We start from the raw sequence: 16,315 nt of genomic DNA on the forward strand, positions 1-16,315 counted from the left end.
CAGCCCGACGGATATCCACTCGTGTTGCGGACTTCGGGTCGGCAACTACCGCTGGAGGATGGTGCGCTCGACGACCGTCCAGGTGGTGGTGGTCAGCACGTACAGTCCGGCCGCCAGCGGCACGAAGGCTGCCGTCAGCAGCGTGCCGTACGGCAGCAACTGCGCGAGCCGCCGCGACAACCGAGGCGCCGCCGGATCCAACTGCCGCAGTTGCAGCCGAGCAGAGAACCAGGCGACCACAGCGAGTAGCAAGGCGATCACGATGTACGCCGGGGTGCCGGTGACGATCGGCCAGTGCACACCGAGCGGCGCACCGAGCAGGCTCCCGCTGATCAACTGGTTCGACTCCCCCGCCACCATCGTCCGCGAGAACAGCGTGTACATCAGCCAGAAGAACGGCATCTGCGCGAGCGTCGGCAGGAACCCGGCGAACAACGACGTACCCGACTCGGTCTGCAGCTTCGCGACCTCACGCTGCAGGCGCTCCGGGTTGCCCTTGTGCCGCTCGGTCAACTGCTTCAGTTGCGGCATCAACTCCGCGCGGGCGCGCAAGCCGCGATGCGCCCGCACGCTGAGCGGCAGCAACGACAGCCGAACGACGAGGGTGCACAGCACGATCGCGACAACGGCGGCATACGCACCGGCGAGCGGCTCGAGGACGGTGACGAGGGACGTGAGCAAGTGATAGGCACCGGCGACCGGTGCCTCCAGGAAAGAAGGCACAGCAGAACTCCACGAGTGAGAAGGAACGAGTAGGCGTGCGCGCTACCCGAACCGGCCGCGGAGGCGGTGGCTCGGCAGCGCGGGCGCTACAGTCCCGGTGCTCGTGGTCGGGGTCTCCCGGCTGCGTCGGGATCCCGGAGGGAGAGATACGCCGTACGCCGGGCGTTGGCCCGGGCGGCGCTGGAACGAGCCGGCAGCGGCGAGGCGATGGGCGTGCGCGCTGCCGACCGGGCGGCCTGGAAGGCCAGGAACAGCACGGCCGCCGCCGTGAACACGGCGACGGCCATCAGACCCGATTGCGGGCCGAGGGCAGGCATCGCCAGCGACCAGACGCCGGCGAACACCTGCCCCATCGTCATCAGTCCAGGTAGTCCCGCAGGACCTGCGAACGCGACGGGTGCCGCAGCTTCGACATGGTCTTGGACTCGATCTGGCGGATCCGCTCCCGGGTCACGCCGTACACCTTGCCGATCTCGTCGAGCGTCTTCGGCTGGCCGTCGGTCAGGCCGAAGCGCATCGAGACCACGCCGGCCTCGCGCTCGGACAGCGTGTCCAGGACCGCGTGCAACTGCTCCTGCAGCAGCGTGAACGAGACCGCCTCGGCCGGCACGATCGCCTCGGAGTCCTCGATCAGGTCACCGAACTCGGAGTCGCCGTCCTCACCGAGCGGGGTGTGCAGGGAGATCGGCTCGCGACCGTACTTCTGCACCTCGATGACCTTCTCCGGGGTCATGTCGAGCTCCTTGGCGAGCTCTTCCGGAGTGGGCTCGCGGCCGAGGTCCTGCAGCATCTGCCGCTGCACCCGGGCCAGCTTGTTGATGACCTCGACCATGTGCACCGGGATACGGATGGTGCGGGCCTGGTCGGCCATCGCGCGGGTGATGGCCTGCCGGATCCACCAGGTGGCGTACGTCGAGAACTTGTAGCCCTTGGTGTAGTCGAACTTCTCCACCGCGCGGATCAGACCGAGGTTGCCCTCCTGGATCAGGTCCAGGAACAGCATGCCGCGGCCGGTGTAGCGCTTGGCCAACGACACCACCAGGCGCAGGTTGGCCTCGAGCAGGTGGTTCTTGGCGCGCCGGCCGTCCTCGGAGATCCACTCGTACTCGTCGCGGACCTTCTCCTTGAGCTTGGCCGCCTCGTCGGCGATCTGCTCCTCCGCGAACAGGCCGGCCTCGATCCGCTTCGCGAGCTCGACCTCCTGCTCGGCGTTCAGCAGCGGGACCTTGCCGATCTGCTTCAGGTAGTCCTTGACCGGGTCCGCGGTGGCACCGGCGACCATCACCTGCTGCTCGGGCTCGTCGGTCTCGTCGGCCTCGGAGACGATGAAGCCCTGGTCCTCGGTGAGCTCCTTCTCGAGCCCCTGGACCTCGCCCGGCTTGAAGTCGGCCTCGTCCACCTCGTCGAGCGCGCGCGGCTTCCCGGTCTTCGGGTCGATCGACAGACCCGCCTCGGACACTGCCTTCTTCGCCGGAGCCTTCTTGGCAGCGGCCTTCTTCGCGGGGATACCGTCCTCCTTGGTACCGGCGGGCTTCACCGCCGCCTTCTTCGCCGCCGCCTTCTTGGCAGCGGGGTCGGTCACTCGGGCGCTGGTCCTCGGAGCCGTGCTACGGGCCGTGGCGGCCACGGCCCGGGCCGGCTCGGCGGGAAGATTCTCGGACGAGCTGGACGACACGAATTACCTCTCGTCTGACGCAGGGTTTGTACGACGGTACGACGTTGTGTTGCTGAGTCTTTGGGTACTGCTGTTCGCGGCTGCTCGCTGGTCAGGCGGCGGCAACAGTCCATTGTAATCCGCGAACCAAGCTCAGGCGTCGCACGACCCCCCAGAGAGCCCCATTTCAGCCGGTCGTCCGTCGGTCCCGCTCACCCGTTCCGAGTCTGCCGCAGCGGTCTGGCCACCACCGGCCGCCGGACCAGTTGCTGCTCCTGCTTGAACTGCCGCACCTTCACCAGTGACGCGACATCGATGACGTCCGCGACGGACTTGAAGGCACCGTCCTCACCGTACGGCTCGGAGGCCTCCCGCCAGCCGCGCGGCCGGACCTTCAGCTGTTTGCCGAGCAGTGCGACGAAGATCTTCGCCTTCTGCGCGCCGAAGCCCGGCAGTGCCGACAGCCGGGCGAGCAGGTCGTCACCGGACTTCACGTCGCACCACAGACCCGAGGCGTTGCCGCCGTACTGGTCGTCCAGGTGCTTGGCCAGGGTCTGGATCCGGGCGGCCATCGCGGTCGGGAAGCGGTGCACGGCCGGCGGGCCGGCGACCACCTCGACGAACGCGTCCGGGTCGTAGTGCGCGACCGTGGCCGGGTCGAAGGGACCGATCATCCGCTTCGCGATGGCGACCGGGCCGGCGAACGCCCGCTCCATCGGGATCTGCTGGTCGAGCAGCATGCCCACCAGCAAGGCGAACGGATCTCTGCTCAGCATCTCGTCGGCGTCGGGCTGCTGGGCCAGGCACAACTTCCTGCTGCGTGTCGAAGTCACCTCAGTCCTCCCCTTCCTCGGCCTTGACGGCCAGCACCGGACACGGAGCATCGAGCAGCACCCGCTGCGCGTTGCTGCCGAGGATGAGCTTGCCGACCGGGGACCGGCGCCGGAGCCCGATCACGATGAACTCCGCGTGCACCTGCTCGGCGACGGCCACCAGGTCCTCCGCCGGGTCCAGGCCACGCACCAGCTGCCGCACCTCGTACGGCACGCCGGTCGAGTCGAGCTGCTCCCGTACTTCCGTCAAAGCGGCGTCACTCGCCGCAGCCTCGTCGCTGTCGAAACTGCGCCCACCTCGATGCGAGTTCACCACCACCAGCTTGGCGTCCCGCAGCGTCGCTTCCTCCGCTGCGCGCCGAAGGGCCGCACGGCCTTCCGCCTTCGGCACATAACCCACGACGATGGTCGTCATCGCCCTGCCTCACCTCCGGGTGTGTGTCGACCCGTCTCGAACGATACTGCTCCCGACCGCGGTCGGCATCCGCTGCATTTGCACCTGTTGTGTCGCACCGGTGACGGAGGGCTGCCGGTGCCCGTGTACTACCCGCGGCGGGCCGACCTAACCTTCCGGTGGCCACACCTTTGCAGGGCTGTCACCGAAAGCGCCACCCCTGTAGTCCGGGTCGTTATCGAACTCGCCCGGGAAATCGCCGATCCCGTTGCCCAGGGCAAGATCGGACCGGCCGCCCGGCGGTTCCGCCCGGAGGACCCGGGTTCCGCCGGCGGCTGTCCTACGTTGTCGTGGGGACGCCGGAGCACGCGAACCGGTTCAGTCGATCGGCCATTCGTGCACCGGCGTGTTGTCGTGCATGTGGTCGCGATACCGGCCGAGCATGCCGCGCAGGGCGTCCCGCCGGCCGTGCGACCCCTTCGTATACAGGCGGTGGAACTCCTCGGCCTGCCACGACGCGCCGTTGCGTCCGGTGAGGCAGCGCTGCTCGATGATCCCGAGCAGCCGGTCCCGCACCGCGACGTCCACGCCCCAGGCGTCCAGACCGCGAACCGCCAACGGCAGCAGGCGTCTGAGCACCAGCTCGGTCGCGCGCGCGGTACCGACGCCCGGCCAGAACACCTCGGCCTCGATGCCGTTGCGGGCCGCGGCGTGGAAGTTCTCCTCGGCCGCGCTGAACGACATCTGCGACCAGATCGGCCGCTCGTCGTCGGCGAGCGCGCGGACCAGGCCGAAGTAGAAGGCGCCGTTGGCAATCGTGTCGACCACGGTCGGGCCGGCCGGCAGGACGCGATTCTCGACGCGCAGATGCGGCTTCTCCCGGACAACGTCGTACACAGGGCGGTTCCAGCGATAAATCGTCCCGTTGTGCAGCCGCAATTCCGAAAGGGCCGGCGTGTCACCGCGGTCCAGGACCGCGATCGGATCTTCGTCCGAGGTGACCGGCAGCAGCGCCGGGTAGTAGCGCGCGTTCTCCTCGAAGAGGTCGAAGATCGAGGTGATCCAGCGTTCACCGAACCAGACGCGCGGCCGGACGCCCTGCGTCTTCAGCTCGTGGGTGCGGGTGTCGGCGGCCTGCTCGAACAGCGCGATCCGGGTCTCGCGGAGCAACTCCTTGCCGAACAGGAACGGCGAGTTCGCGCCGACCGCGAGCTGGACGCCGGAGATCGCCTGCGCCGCGTTCCAGTACCGCGGGAACGCCTCCGGTGTGACCTGGAGATGGAACTGCGTCGACGTACAGGCGGCCTCCGGGACGATCGTGTCGGCGGTGACCTGCAGCCGCTCGACGCCGTCGATGGAGATCTGCACGTCCTCGCCGCGGGCGGCGAAGATCTGGTCGTTGAGCAGCGTGTACCGCGGGTTGGTGCTGAGCGACTCGCGGCGGATGTGCTCGGTCAGCAGCGTCGGCAGGATCCCGACGATCACCATCGACGACCCGGTCCGGGCCGCCTTGTCCTCGGCCGCGTTCAGGCTGTCGCGGATGTTCGACTCCATGGTGTCCAGCCCGAGTCCGTCGATCTGGCCGGGCGGCACGTTGATCTCCACGTTGAACTGGCCGAGCTCGGTCTGGAACGCGTCGTCCTCGATCGCGCTCAGCACCTCGGCGTTCTTCATCGCCGGGTCGCACCGCTCGTCGACGAGGTTCAGCTCGATCTCGATCCCGGTCATCGGCCGATCGGGCGCGAACCGGTCCTCGCGCAGCATCCGCGCGAAGGCGTCCAGATTGCGATGGACCTGCTCGCGGAACGCGGTCCGGTCCGCCCGGGTGAACTCGACCCGGTCGACTTCCTCGCCCATCAGTGCCTCCCCTGCTGGCTCCTGTGCTCAGTGTGCCCGAAGGTGCCCCTCCGCGTACGGATCATTCGCGTCGCGGTTCAGACGGGGTACACGACGAAGTCGTCACGCACGATCCGCGCCGGTACGTCGCCCGCCGCGTCCAGCACCTGCAGCAGCTCGGTGAGTACGCCGGGCCGCAACTGCAACGCGTGCTCGTCCGGGTGCCGGTCCGCGCCCATCGCGTAGTCCCGGCCGGGCTGCCCGGTCATCTCGATGTGCGCTCCCAGTACCCATTCCACCGGATTGCCCTCAGCAACGAACGCGGCGAGCCGCCGGATGCTCGCCCGGTACGCCGCCCAGTCCTTCACGTACAGCCGTCCCGGGTAGAGCGAGTCCCCGGTGAACAGCAGCCGGGTCGTCCGGTCGTACAGCGCGATGTCCGCGCCCTGGTGTCCTGGGATCGGGACGACGTCGACGGTCCGGTCGCCCAGGTCGATCGTCGCGCGTCCGTCCGGCCAGTCGAGCCCGAAGTACTGCGCCACCTCCTCGGCAGTCCGCCCGACGACGGCATCGAACTCTCCGTCGCCGCCGACGTGATCCGAGTGCCCGTGCGTATGGGCGACGACGAGCTCGTGTCCGGGCCGCGTGCGGTCCGCCAGGAGGTCGTCGACCAGCGGGCGGAGTGGGGCGTGGCCGGTGCCGGTGTCGAGGAGGAGGGCTCGCTCGGCGCCGAGCAGCAGGTACAGGAACGGGCCCTCGAAGTTGGTGCGGAGCGACTGGCGGATGATCGCCGTACGGTCGTCGTACCAATGGACCTGATGGTCCGGGGCGGCCGGGTCGGTGCCGTCGGCCCAGTGGTCGGGGAAGGTCATCCGGCAATTGTCGGTGACGGCAGGGACACTGGTCGGGTGCGAGATGATCCGTCGGTGCTGCACGTCGACCTGGACGCGTTCTTCGCGGCGGTCGAGCAGCGGGACAAGCCGTCACTGCGGGGGAAGCCCGTGGTCGTCGGCGGGATCGGCGTGCGCGGAGTCGTCTCGACCGCGTCGTACGAGGCGCGCAAGTACGGCGTCCGCTCGGCGATGTCGACCGCCGAGGCCCGGTCGCGGTGCCCGCACGCGGCGTACCTGAGTCCCCGCTTCGAGGTGTACCGCAGCAGCAGCCGGGCGGTGATGGCCGAGATGCGCGCGCTGTCGCCGCTGGTCGAGCCGCTGTCGCTCGACGAGGCGTTCATCGACCTCGCGGCCAGCGGGCTGTCCGGGCTAACGGTCGACGACGTGGAGGCGATCGCCAACGACCTGAAGGCCGCGATCCGGAAGGTGTCCGGCGGTCTCACCGCGTCGGTCGGCGCGGGCACGTCGAAGCTGATCGCGAAGATCGCCAGCGACCTCGACAAGCCCGACGGCGTGGTCGTCGTGCCGGCCGGCACCGAAGCCGAGTTCCTCGCGCCGATGCAGGTCACGGTGATCCCGGGCGTCGGCCCGGCGACCGCGCAGCGGCTCGGCATGGCCGGCGTCCGCACGGTCGCGGACCTGCAGCAGCTCGACGAGGACGAGCTGATCCGCCAGGTCGGCTCGGCGCACGGCACCAGCCTGCACCGGCTCGCGGTCGCGGCCGACGACCGTCCCGTGGTCAGCGACCGGGAGACCAAGTCGGTCAGCGTCGAGGACACCTTCGAGACCGACCTCATCGACCGCGCGCTGCTGACCGCGATCAGCGACCGGATGGCGCACCGGGTCGCCGAGCGGCTGCAGAAGGCGCAGCTGTCCGGCCGGACCGTCACGGTCAAGACGCGGATGCACGACTTCACCACGCACACCCGCTCGTCGACCCTGGCCGGACCGACCGACGACGCGCGGGTGATCGCCCGGGTCGCGCGCCGGCTGCTCGACGACAGCGACATCGGCGGCGGCATCCGTCTGCTCGGCGTCGGCGTCTCATCGCTCGCCGACTGGATCCAGGACGACCTCTTCACCGAGGACGAGCACGCCGAGAACCCCGTCGAGGTGATCGAGCTCCCCACCCGGCCACGCGACCAGCTCGGCTTCCACCCGGGCCAGGACGTCAACCATCCCGACTACGGCCACGGCTGGGTCTGGGGCTCCGGGCGCGGGCGCGTCACGATCCGCTTCGAGACCGCGGACACCCCACCGGGCCCGGTCCGCACCTTCTCCGTCGACGATCCGGCGCTGACGAAAGTGCGGCACACCGGCGCCGATGCGGACGACGAACCTCCGACTGACCACAATGTCTCGGGTGAATGAGGAGCGGCGGGGGGTCTACCCGTTCTGTGCGCCGTGTACGGCGACGTCCGAGGCATCGGAGGCTTGGCGGGCCGTGTCGACGGCGGGGCCGATGGGGAGCAGGTTCTACGGGCACCGGAGTGTGTGCGAGAGCTGCGGGTCCTCGGTGCGCACGCTGTACAACACGGTGCTGTGGCTGCCGGTCGGCAAGGTCGGGCGGTTCCGGATCATCCCGACCGGCGGCCGGACGTATGTCGGACGCAAGGTGATCGACCAGCCGGTGCACAGCGTCGTACGGCGGGTGCCGGCGTCGGCGATCGTGGAGCATCCGGAGCTCGACGGCGCGCCGGACTACCGGCAGGCCGAGGCGCACTGGGACGAGCACGAGCCGGGACTTGCGCTGCCGTACTACCAGTCGGCGCTGGCCGAGCGGGAGAAGGTGCTGGCGGCGGACGATCCGGCGACGCTGCGCGTGCGGCTGCGGGTCGCGCAGGGTCTGCTCGCGACCGCCAATTACGGACGGGCGATCGCCTGGTTCGAGCTCGTGACGCCGCAGCTGGTCGACGTGTTCGGGCCGCATCACGAGCTGACCCGGGCCGCGACCGAGGCCGGCACCGGCGCGCGGTTGATGGTCGGCGGTCCGCGGTCGGAGGCCCAACTGCTCACGGACATCGTCGCGGCCGACAGCCTCGGCACCGACGACCGTCAGCTGCTCCGGGACCGGGCCGCGCTCGGGAAGGCGCTGCTCGCGTGCGGGGACATCGCGGAGGCGGTCGACGAGTTGACCAAGGTCGTCCGCGACGCCACGCCGCGGCATCCGGACACCGCTGTCTACCGCACGGCGCTGAAGGTGGCGTGCGAGGTCGCCGAGGCGCGTGGCAAGCGGCGCGACGTACAGCTCGCCGCGGCGGCGCGGCAGTTGCTCACCGGCGTAGACGTACCGACAAGCAGGTCACACAGCCCTCAAGCTTCTCGAACTCGCTGATGTCGACGACGACCGGCCGATAACCCAGGCCCGCGAACAACTCCGCCGACTTCGGCGCGGACGCGGCCATCAGCAGCCGGTCGTCGTCGAGCAGTACGACGTGTGCGCCGGCCTCCTCGGGCACCGGACGGAACGCTTCGAACGCGGCCGCGTCGTCGACGAGCGGCTCGTATCCGACGACCGTGCCGTCCGGCAGCGCGGTCACAGCGGACTTCAGGTGCAGCACCTTCCGCACCGGAACCGCACGTACGTCGGCCCCGAGCGGCGCGAACGCGGCCTGCAGCTGCTCGAGCCCCGCCGCGTTCGTCCGGCCGCCCTGCCCGACGTAGATCGTCGAGCCGATCTTCAGGACGTCGCCGCCGTCGAGTGTGCCGGGCTCGACGATCCGCACGATGCGGTAGCCCTGCCCCGCGACGGTCTCCTCGGCCGCGGCCGCTTCCGCGCGCCGCTCGTCCGCGCCGGCCCGGGCGATCACCGCGAAGTCGCCGTACACGACCATCGTGTCCTCGACGAACACGCCGTCCGGGCAGTCGTCGATCGCCGGGACCTCGACCGTTCGCCAGCCCGTGGCGTGGAGCGCGTCGACGTACTGCTGCCATTGCCGGAACGCCAGCGCGACGTCGACCGGGGTGCGCTCGATGTGGGTGACAAGTCCTTCGGCCAGGCGCGGGCTCGGAGGGCGGATCAGGGCTGACGGCATGTCCGCAGCGTATCCGGGGTACCTGCACGCATCCGAGAAAGGAGACGACGGATGCCGAAGATCCTTCCGGCAACGGGTGGAGACGTGGTCGAGATCATCCTCGCGGACCACCGGTGGTTCGAGGAGGCGCTGCGCGAGCTGCGCGACGTCCGCAGCGACCGGGCGGCCGTGCTCGCCGACCTGGCCACGGTGCTGGTCGCCCACGCCGAGGCGGAGGAGTCGAAGGTCTACCCCGCCCTGCGGCGCAAGGACGCGATCGACGCCGACGAGGTCGAGCACTCCGAGCACGAGCACGCCGAGGGCAACGAGGCTCTGCTCGCGCTGATGGAGGTCGCCGACACGGCGAGCGAGGAGTTCAGCGAGAAGCTGCACGAGCTGTCCGAGGCCCTCACCCACCACCTCGACGAGGAGGAGCGGGACGTCCTCAACCCGGCGCGTACCGAGGTCGGGGAAGACGTCCGCCGCAAGCTCGGCGACACGTTCGCCGAGGAGCGGTCCCGGTTGATCGACTCCGGCTGCGGCGAGCTCGCGAACGTCCGGAAGATCGTGGCGGCCGAGCAGCACACCTAGGGTGGTGGCCGTGCGCGAACTCACTGCCCGGATTGAGCTGACGGTGCCGTCCGACGTCGCCTTCGAGATCTTCACCGACGAACTCGGCCGCTGGTGGCCGCCGGAGTTCTCCTGGTCGGGCGCCGGGCAGCTGACCGACATGGGCATCCTGGACGGCGTGCTGTACGAGCTGGGTCCATACAACCTGCAGTGGGACTGGGGCCGCGTCCTCACCTGGGAGCGCGGCCGGCGGTTCGTGTTCAGCTGGCAGATCGGCCCCGACCGGGTACCGGTCCCCCGTGCCGAGGACGCGACCGAGGTGGAGGTCACCTTCGACGGGTCGGCCGTTCACGTCGTGCATCGCGGCTGGGAGCGGCACGGCGACGCCGGCGAGGAGTACCGCAAGAGCTTCGAGGAAGTCTGGCCCTACGTACTCGGCCGGTTCGCCGAGTACGTAGGGCTCAGAACGTCAGCGTGAGGCCTTCCTCGGCAGCGATCACTTCGCCGTCGAACATGCGCCGCGCCTCCGCCACGGACACCGACCGATCGGACCCGGGCCAGAAGTGCGTTAGCAGCAACCGCTCCGCCCCTTTGGCGCCTTGGGCTGCCTCGCTAGCCGTCATGACATAGCGGGGCTGTGTCTGCGGCGACTCGCCTTGAAGCGTCGCATCCGAAATGAACAGGTCAGTCCCGTCGGCCAAGCGCGCCAAGTCCGGCGACGGGCCGCTGTCACCTGTGTAGGCAACCGACACACCCGGCGCGCTCAGCCGCACCCCGAGGTTCGTCTTGTAGTGCGGCAGCTCCACCGTCTGTACGTCGAACGGGCCGATCCGCGTCGTCGACGCCAGCTCGTGGACGGCGAACACGTCTGCCGGATCCGGGTGCGGCTCCAGCGCCCGCAGTACGTCGAGGACGCCCGGAGCGCAATGCAGGGCGACGGGAGGCTCGCCGGGCGCCTCGTAGTACCGGACCCTGGCCAGACCGCTCACGTCGACGCAGTGGTCAGGGTGCTGGTGCGTGACCACAACCGCATCGACCGCGCCCTTCGGGCAGAGCTCGAGCAGGCGCGGCAAGGCGGCGTACCCGAGATCGAGGACGACGCGGAAGCCTTCGTACTCGAGCAGGAAACCCGCGCACGCCCGGCCCGCTTCCGGCCAGGCGCCGCAGGAGCCGAGGACCGTCAGCGCCCTCACGCGAACGGCCGGTCGGTCGGCACGATCGTCTTGCCGAGCGGGACCAGCGAGACCGGGATCAGCTTGAAGTTCGCGATGCCGAGCGGGATGCCGACGACGGTCAGGCACAGCGCGATCCCGGTGGTCAGGTGACCGAGCGCCAGCCACCAGCCGGCGACCAGGATCCAGATCAGGTTGCCGATCAGCGCGCCCGCGCCGGCGCTGCGCTTGTCGACGATCGTCCGGCCGAACGGCCACAGCGTGTACGCCGCGATCCGGAACGACGCGATACCGAACGGGATCGTGATGATCAGCACGCAACAGATGATCCCGGCGACCGCGTACCCGACCGCCAGCCAGAATCCGGCCAGCACCAGCCAGATCAGGTTGAGGAGCGTCTTCATGTCTCCCAGCGTGCCACCTTGCGGGTGTGATCCCGTACGAGGCCGGCGACAAGTCCGGGATCGTTCCGGGGCATCCAGTGGCCACCCCTGATCACCTTGACGGTGAGGTTCGGGGCCCAGGTCTCGACACCGGTCTGCAGCGGGGTGGTGACGAACGGGTCGGCGTCGGGCGAGACAGCGAGCACCGGTACGTCGGTACGGCGCGGCGCGGGGCGGAGGAGTCGCGGGAGGACGTTCGCGCGGTACAGCTTGATGCCGTTGACGTAGTCGGCGACCGACCGGCCGTCGTGGGAGTGCTGTCTCTCCAGGCGGTTGAACGCGCGGTGCGCCCAGCCTTTGCGCCAGCCACGCTCGGGAAGCCATGGCAGGTGGAAGTAGACGATGTACCAGGAGTGGATCAGTTGTTTGAGGGTCGCGCGGTTGCGGCGGCGGATGAAGTATCCGGCGTGATCCAGCGACGGCCCTGAAATCGAGACGAACGAGGCGATCCGGTCCTGCAGGCTCACTCCGGCCGTCGGGGCGGGGTCGGTGACGAAGTGCCAGGACTGGATCGAGCCCCAGTCATGCGCGAGGACGTGAACCGGCTGGTCGGGTGACACCTGGTCGATCACTGCGCGGAAGTCTTCTTGCAGGCGGTCCAGGGTGTAAGCCTTGGTGCTGCTCGGGTGGTCGGAGTGACCGGCGCCACGCACGTCGTACGTGACCACCTGGAAGTCGTCGGCGAGCAGCTCGGCAACGGGCTCCCACAGCGTGGCGTTGTCCGGGTAGCCGTGGACGCAGACCAGCACCGGGGCGCCGCTGTCGCCGTACGTGTAGATCGCGAGGCGCGTCCCGTCGGAGCTAGTAGCTGTCGACTTCGAGGGTGGCAAAGGTCATCCCCGCTCTCACCAGTCGCTCGCGCAGAGCGGGTCCCATGGCCGCGGCCGTGGTGGTCTGGCCGGCCGTCTCCGGCAGGTCGTCGAGCGCCAGGCACAGGGCGCTCTCGCCGAGCATCTTCGCGGTCTCGTCGTACCCGGGGTCGCGGCCGGCCACCTCGGTGATCACCTGCTTGCCACCGCCGCGCCCGACGAACCGGACGTTGAACCACGACCGCGCCCGCTGCTCGGCGCTCGGACCGTCACCTGGCTGCAGCCGGCCCAGCAACGCCTTGCGGACCGGCGGGATCTGCGCGCCCGCGATCAGCAGACCGACACCGCCGATGCCGGCGGCAACCGTCGGGAGGTGCTTGACCGCGGCGTAGTGCGAATACCGGAAGTCCGGTCCGTAGCGGTCGAGCAGCCGCGCCGAGTACCCGACGATCTGCGGGTCGATCGTCGGCAGCGGAACCGCCCAGAACCCCTGCTGCCGGTGGATCGTCCCGGCGACGGCGCGCGCAGTGCGGCCCGTCGGACGCGGCTCGGCCGAACGCCGGGCGCGATGCGCGTCCAGGTTCTGCTTCGGCCGGGAGAAGGCGGTGATCGCGGTGTGGAACGTCCCGCCGGACGGCCGGCCGCCGGCCCGAAGCAGGCCGTCGACCTTGATCGGCACGTTCTGCGGCAGTTGTTCGACGGTGTACTGCACGCCGAGGTCGTACGGGATCGAGTCGAAGCCGCACGCGTGGATGATCCGGGCGCCGGTCTGCGTCGCGCGCTCGTGATGGCGCACGTACATCCGGTCCAGGAACTCCGGCTCGCCGGTGAGGTCGAGGTAGCCGGTCCCGGCCTCGGCGCAGGCCGCGACGAGTGGTTCGCCGTACTGGACGTACGGCCCGACCGTGGTGGCGACGACCTTCGTCGACTCAGCCAGTTCGCGCAACGACTTCGGGTCGGTCACATCGGCGTACAGGATGTCCTCACCGAACTGCTCCAGCTTGGACTTGTTGCGTCCGGCAACCGCCCAGCGGAGGCCTTCGGGTGCGTTCTTCCGCAGGTACTCCGCGGTGAGCGCTCCGGTGAACCCGCTCGCGCCGAGCAGGACGACGTCGTACTCGCGGCTCACCGGCGCGCAGCCTTCTCGGCGTCGGCGAGGCCGCCGGCGCCCGTCGGCCGGGACGACTCGGCGGCTCCGCGCGCCCGGACGTCGGCGAGCGCGGCCGCGTCGGCCTTCGGCACACTGAACCGCGAGCCGGCCTCGATGACGTGCGGGATCACCCAGCGGAACATCTTCAGCGCTCCGATCCAGCCCGGCACGTGCACGGTCCGCGAGCGCTTCTTGATGCCGTCGACGAACTTCCCGACGGCGAAGTCCAGCGGATACGTCTTGCTCACCATCGGGATCCCGGTCCGGACCTTCCCGAACACCGGGTGCGTGTCGACACCGCGGACCATGTCGGTGTCGACGAAGGTCATGTGCGCGACGCCGACCCGGACACCGAGGTGCTTCAGCTCCGGCCGCAGCGTGTCCCCCATCGCCTCCACGCCGGCCTTCGACACGTTGTACGACGCGAGGCCCGGGATGTGCACGATCGCGGCCAGGGACGAGACGAGCAGCAGGTAGCCCTTGCTCTCCAGCAGGTACGGCAACGTCAGGTGGACGGTGCGCCAGACGCCGAGCAGGTCGACGTCGAGGACGCGCTCCCACACCTGCGGGTCCATGCTCCGGGTGAAGCCGGGCGCGGCGATCCCGGCGTTGGCCATCACGACGTCGATCCGCCCGTACCGCTCGGCGATCCCCTCGACCGCCGTCCGCAGCGAATCGGTGTCGGTGACGTCGGCCTCCCACCAGCCGGCGTCCGGGCCGCAGTCCTCGGCGACCCTCTTCAGTTCGTCCGGCTCGAGACCGACCAGCGCGAGCTGCGCGCCGTCCTCCGCCAGCTTCCGGGCGACCGCGGCGCCGATCCCCCGGGAGGCGCCGGTGATGAGCACGACTTGACCGGCCAACGGACGCATCTGGGACCTCCAGCTTGTTGAGTGGATACTCAACAGTAAGTGCTTGTTGACCGATTACTCAATAGACTGGCCGGGTGAGTCAGACCTCTTCGTCCGGGGCCCGCCTGCGGCCCGAGCAGCGGCGTACCCAGATCCTCGAGGCCGCGCGCCGGGTGCTGCTCGCGGACCCGCACCGCGAGCTCACCGTCGAGCTCGTCGCCGCCGAGGCCGGCGTCTCCCCCGCGCTGCTGTTCCACTACTTCGGCTCGAAGAAGAAGTTCCAGTACGCCGTCATCGAGGAAGCGGCCGCCGAGGTCATGCTGCGCACCGCGCCGGACCCGTCGCTGCCGCCGGACGAGCAGCTCCGGTCCGGGATCCGCGCCTTCGTCCGCGCCGTCCTCGAAGCGCCCCAGCTCTACCGGGCGACGCTGCTGATGTCGGCGGCCGGCGACCCGGAGCTCCGGGCGCTGCACTCCGAGCTGCGCCGTGTCTTCAGCCAGTGGGTGATCGGCGCGGTCGCTGAGCGTGGCATCGAGATCACCCCCGTCGTCGAGCTCGCGTGCCACGGCTGGCAGGGTTACGTCGAACAGACCCTGCTGGTGTGGATCGACAACCCCGACGTCTCGCCGGAGGCCCTCGAACGCCTCTGCGAGGATTCGCTGGACGCGATCCTCTCGACGACCTCCGAGTGAGAGTGATGAACAAGTTCTTCCTGACGGTCCACATCCTCGCCGCCATCCTCTGCGTCGGCCCGGTCACCGTGGCGGCCAGCATGTTCCCGCCGATCGCGCGCCGGATGCTGCAGTCCGACGCGCCGGACGCGGGCGGGCTGGACGTCCTGCACCGGATCACCCGGGTCTACGCGTGGGCGAGTCTCGCCGTTCCCGTGTTCGGCTTCGCGGTCGCCGGCGGCATGCACGTGATGGACGAGGCGTGGCTGATCATCTCGATCGTGCTGACGCTGGCCGCGGCGCTGGTGCTCGCGTTCCTGGTCGTGCCCGCGCAGTCCGCCGTACTCGCGGCCGCCGGTCAGCCGGCCGAGGTGCGCAGCGGTGTGCTGTCGAAGGCCAAACTGCTGTCGATGACGAGCGGCATCTTCGGGCTGCTGTGGCTGGTCGTCCTGGTGCTGATGGTCGTCAAGCCCGGGCACACCAGAGGGTAGGGTTCGGCCGTGCTGACGGTTGCCACGGTGAATGTGAACGGGATCAGGGCCGCCTTCCGGCGCGGGATGACGCCGTGGCTGGAGAGCACGGATCCGGACCTCTTGCTGATGCAGGAGGTCCGCGCCTCTGACGACGTACTGCGGGAACTGCTTGGCGGTGAGTGGAACATCGCGCACGCCGAACCGGCCATCGACGGGCACAAGGGTCGCGCCGGTGTCGCGGTCGCGAGCCGGCGGCCGATCAAGGACGAGCGCGGCGAGATCGGGCCGGAGCGTTTCGCCGGAACCGGGCGCTGGGTCGAGGCCGATGTCATCCTGGACGACGGGTCGACGTTGACGGCGGTCAGCACGTACGTGTTCACCGGCGAGTTCGAGACGCCGCCGCGGCAGGCGGAGAAGTACGCGTTCCTGGACGCGATCACGGCCCGGCTGGCCGAACTGCGCGCGGACGGACGGCACGTGCTGATGTGCGGCGACCTGAACATCGCGCACCGCGAGGTCGACCTGAAGGCGTGGAAGGCGAACCGCAAGAAGAGCGGCTTCCTGCCGGAAGAACGCGCCTGGCTGGACCGCCTGTTCGAGAACGGCTGGGTCGACCTCGGCCGCCGCTTCGGCGGCGAAGGCCCCGGCCCGTACTCCTGGTGGTCGTGGCGCGGCAAGGCCTTCGACAACGACGCCGGCTGGCGCATCGACTACCAGATCGCCTCCCCCGAACTCGCCGCCGCCGCGACCGGCTGCGTCGTCCACCGCGCCCCGACGTACGCCGAACGCTGGAGCGACCACGCCCCGGTCGTCGCGACGTACGACATCTGAA

At 69.8% G+C, this 16,315-nt stretch carries 20 protein-coding genes; 7 read left to right on the forward strand and 13 right to left on the reverse strand.

All coding sequences use genetic code 11. The features are described 5' to 3' along the window. Nucleotides 1–45: 45 nt before the first annotated feature. From yidC to AB0I12_RS12710, 7 genes are all read right to left on the reverse strand, one after another. Nucleotides 46–723: a membrane protein insertase YidC gene (gene yidC, locus AB0I12_RS12680; protein WP_359928551.1), complete on the reverse strand. Its 678-nt coding sequence runs from the start codon at nucleotides 721–723 to the stop codon at nucleotides 46–48. An 86-nt stretch (nucleotides 724–809) separates the two neighbouring features. After that, nucleotides 810–1,082 carry a DUF6412 domain-containing protein gene (locus AB0I12_RS12685; protein ID WP_359928553.1) on the reverse strand — a complete coding sequence of 91 codons (273 nt, stop codon included), beginning with the start codon at nucleotides 1,080–1,082 and terminating at the stop codon, nucleotides 810–812. Beyond that, complete coding sequence (locus AB0I12_RS12690) at nucleotides 1,082–2,398, reverse strand: RNA polymerase sigma factor (RefSeq protein ID WP_355700640.1); 1,317 nt, start codon at nucleotides 2,396–2,398, stop codon at nucleotides 1,082–1,084. Before AB0I12_RS12690 ends, AB0I12_RS12685 begins: the two co-directional genes overlap by 1 nt. A gap of 191 nt (nucleotides 2,399–2,589) precedes the next feature. Beyond that, nucleotides 2,590–3,210, reverse strand: a complete 621-nt coding sequence (locus tag AB0I12_RS12695; RefSeq protein WP_359928556.1) for an HhH-GPD-type base excision DNA repair protein — start codon at nucleotides 3,208–3,210, stop codon at nucleotides 2,590–2,592. Nucleotide 3,211: 1 nt separating this feature from the next. Then, on the reverse strand, nucleotides 3,212–3,625 hold the full coding sequence (locus AB0I12_RS12700; RefSeq protein WP_131337975.1) for a universal stress protein: 414 nt from the start codon (nucleotides 3,623–3,625) through the stop codon (nucleotides 3,212–3,214). A gap of 357 nt (nucleotides 3,626–3,982) precedes the next feature. Further along, nucleotides 3,983–5,461: a glutamate--cysteine ligase gene (locus tag AB0I12_RS12705; protein WP_359928559.1), complete on the reverse strand. Its 1,479-nt coding sequence runs from the start codon at nucleotides 5,459–5,461 to the stop codon at nucleotides 3,983–3,985. A 77-nt stretch (nucleotides 5,462–5,538) separates the two neighbouring features. Next, nucleotides 5,539–6,312: an MBL fold metallo-hydrolase gene (locus tag AB0I12_RS12710; RefSeq protein WP_359928562.1), complete on the reverse strand. Its 774-nt coding sequence runs from the start codon at nucleotides 6,310–6,312 to the stop codon at nucleotides 5,539–5,541. A 36-nt stretch (nucleotides 6,313–6,348) separates the two neighbouring features. Here AB0I12_RS12710 and AB0I12_RS12715 point away from each other — a divergent pair, with 36 nt between their 5' ends. Together AB0I12_RS12715 and AB0I12_RS12720 are read left to right on the forward strand one after the other, a co-directional pair. Then, entirely contained in the window at nucleotides 6,349–7,704 is a 1,356-nt protein-coding gene (locus AB0I12_RS12715) for a DNA polymerase IV (RefSeq protein WP_359928564.1), read from the forward strand. Beyond that, a complete protein-coding gene (locus AB0I12_RS12720) occupies nucleotides 7,697–8,668 on the forward strand; it encodes a tetratricopeptide repeat protein (protein ID WP_359928566.1) in 972 nt (323 codons plus the stop codon). The genes AB0I12_RS12715 and AB0I12_RS12720 overlap by 8 nt, the downstream gene beginning before the upstream one ends. Here AB0I12_RS12720 and ddaH read toward each other — a convergent pair. Then, nucleotides 8,607–9,368, reverse strand: coding sequence for a dimethylargininase (gene ddaH / locus AB0I12_RS12725; protein WP_359928569.1), 762 nt, complete (start codon nucleotides 9,366–9,368; stop codon nucleotides 8,607–8,609). The genes AB0I12_RS12720 and ddaH overlap by 62 nt on opposite strands. 51 nt (nucleotides 9,369–9,419) lie before the next feature. Between ddaH and AB0I12_RS12730 the strand changes: the two genes are divergently transcribed. Next, on the forward strand, nucleotides 9,420–9,938 hold the full coding sequence (locus AB0I12_RS12730) for a hemerythrin domain-containing protein (RefSeq protein WP_359928571.1): 519 nt from the start codon (nucleotides 9,420–9,422) through the stop codon (nucleotides 9,936–9,938). Between the two features lie 10 nt (nucleotides 9,939–9,948). Further along, nucleotides 9,949–10,395, forward strand: a complete 447-nt coding sequence (locus AB0I12_RS12735; RefSeq protein ID WP_359928574.1) for an SRPBCC domain-containing protein — start codon at nucleotides 9,949–9,951, stop codon at nucleotides 10,393–10,395. Here AB0I12_RS12735 and AB0I12_RS12740 read toward each other — a convergent pair. Genes AB0I12_RS12740 through AB0I12_RS12760 form a run of 5 tightly spaced genes read right to left on the reverse strand, consistent with a single transcriptional unit; the run spans nucleotide 10,379 to nucleotide 14,360 of the window. Then, nucleotides 10,379–11,110, reverse strand: a complete 732-nt coding sequence (locus AB0I12_RS12740; RefSeq protein ID WP_359928577.1) for an MBL fold metallo-hydrolase — start codon at nucleotides 11,108–11,110, stop codon at nucleotides 10,379–10,381. The genes AB0I12_RS12735 and AB0I12_RS12740 overlap by 17 nt on opposite strands. Further along, nucleotides 11,107–11,493 (reverse strand): YccF domain-containing protein, encoded by a 387-nt coding sequence (locus AB0I12_RS12745; RefSeq protein ID WP_359928580.1) that lies wholly within the window; start codon nucleotides 11,491–11,493, stop codon nucleotides 11,107–11,109. Before AB0I12_RS12745 ends, AB0I12_RS12740 begins: the two co-directional genes overlap by 4 nt. Beyond that, nucleotides 11,490–12,362 (reverse strand): alpha/beta fold hydrolase, encoded by an 873-nt coding sequence (locus AB0I12_RS12750; RefSeq protein ID WP_359928583.1) that lies wholly within the window; start codon nucleotides 12,360–12,362, stop codon nucleotides 11,490–11,492. The genes AB0I12_RS12745 and AB0I12_RS12750 overlap by 4 nt, the downstream gene beginning before the upstream one ends. Beyond that, nucleotides 12,334–13,470: a saccharopine dehydrogenase NADP-binding domain-containing protein gene (locus AB0I12_RS12755; RefSeq protein ID WP_359928586.1), complete on the reverse strand. Its 1,137-nt coding sequence runs from the start codon at nucleotides 13,468–13,470 to the stop codon at nucleotides 12,334–12,336. The genes AB0I12_RS12750 and AB0I12_RS12755 overlap by 29 nt, the downstream gene beginning before the upstream one ends. After that, nucleotides 13,467–14,360, reverse strand: coding sequence for an SDR family oxidoreductase (locus tag AB0I12_RS12760; RefSeq protein WP_359928588.1), 894 nt, complete (start codon nucleotides 14,358–14,360; stop codon nucleotides 13,467–13,469). The genes AB0I12_RS12755 and AB0I12_RS12760 overlap by 4 nt, the downstream gene beginning before the upstream one ends. A gap of 74 nt (nucleotides 14,361–14,434) precedes the next feature. Between AB0I12_RS12760 and AB0I12_RS12765 the strand changes: the two genes are divergently transcribed. The 3 genes from AB0I12_RS12765 to AB0I12_RS12775 are packed head-to-tail and all read left to right on the forward strand — an operon-like array spanning nucleotide 14,435 to nucleotide 16,314. Beyond that, the gene (locus AB0I12_RS12765) at nucleotides 14,435–15,031 is read left to right on the forward strand and encodes a TetR/AcrR family transcriptional regulator (RefSeq protein ID WP_359928590.1); all 597 of its coding nucleotides are present in this window, start codon (nucleotides 14,435–14,437) and stop codon (nucleotides 15,029–15,031) included. A gap of 5 nt (nucleotides 15,032–15,036) precedes the next feature. After that, complete coding sequence (locus AB0I12_RS12770; RefSeq protein ID WP_359928593.1) at nucleotides 15,037–15,501, forward strand: hypothetical protein; 465 nt, start codon at nucleotides 15,037–15,039, stop codon at nucleotides 15,499–15,501. 9 nt (nucleotides 15,502–15,510) lie between these two features. Continuing rightward, on the forward strand, nucleotides 15,511–16,314 hold the full coding sequence (locus tag AB0I12_RS12775; RefSeq protein WP_359928596.1) for an exodeoxyribonuclease III: 804 nt from the start codon (nucleotides 15,511–15,513) through the stop codon (nucleotides 16,312–16,314). Nucleotide 16,315 lies beyond the last annotated feature (1 nt).

Origin of the sequence: Kribbella sp. NPDC050459 (genome assembly GCF_040655315.1) — a bacterium.
GTDB lineage: Bacteria > Actinomycetota > Actinomycetes > Propionibacteriales > Kribbellaceae > Kribbella.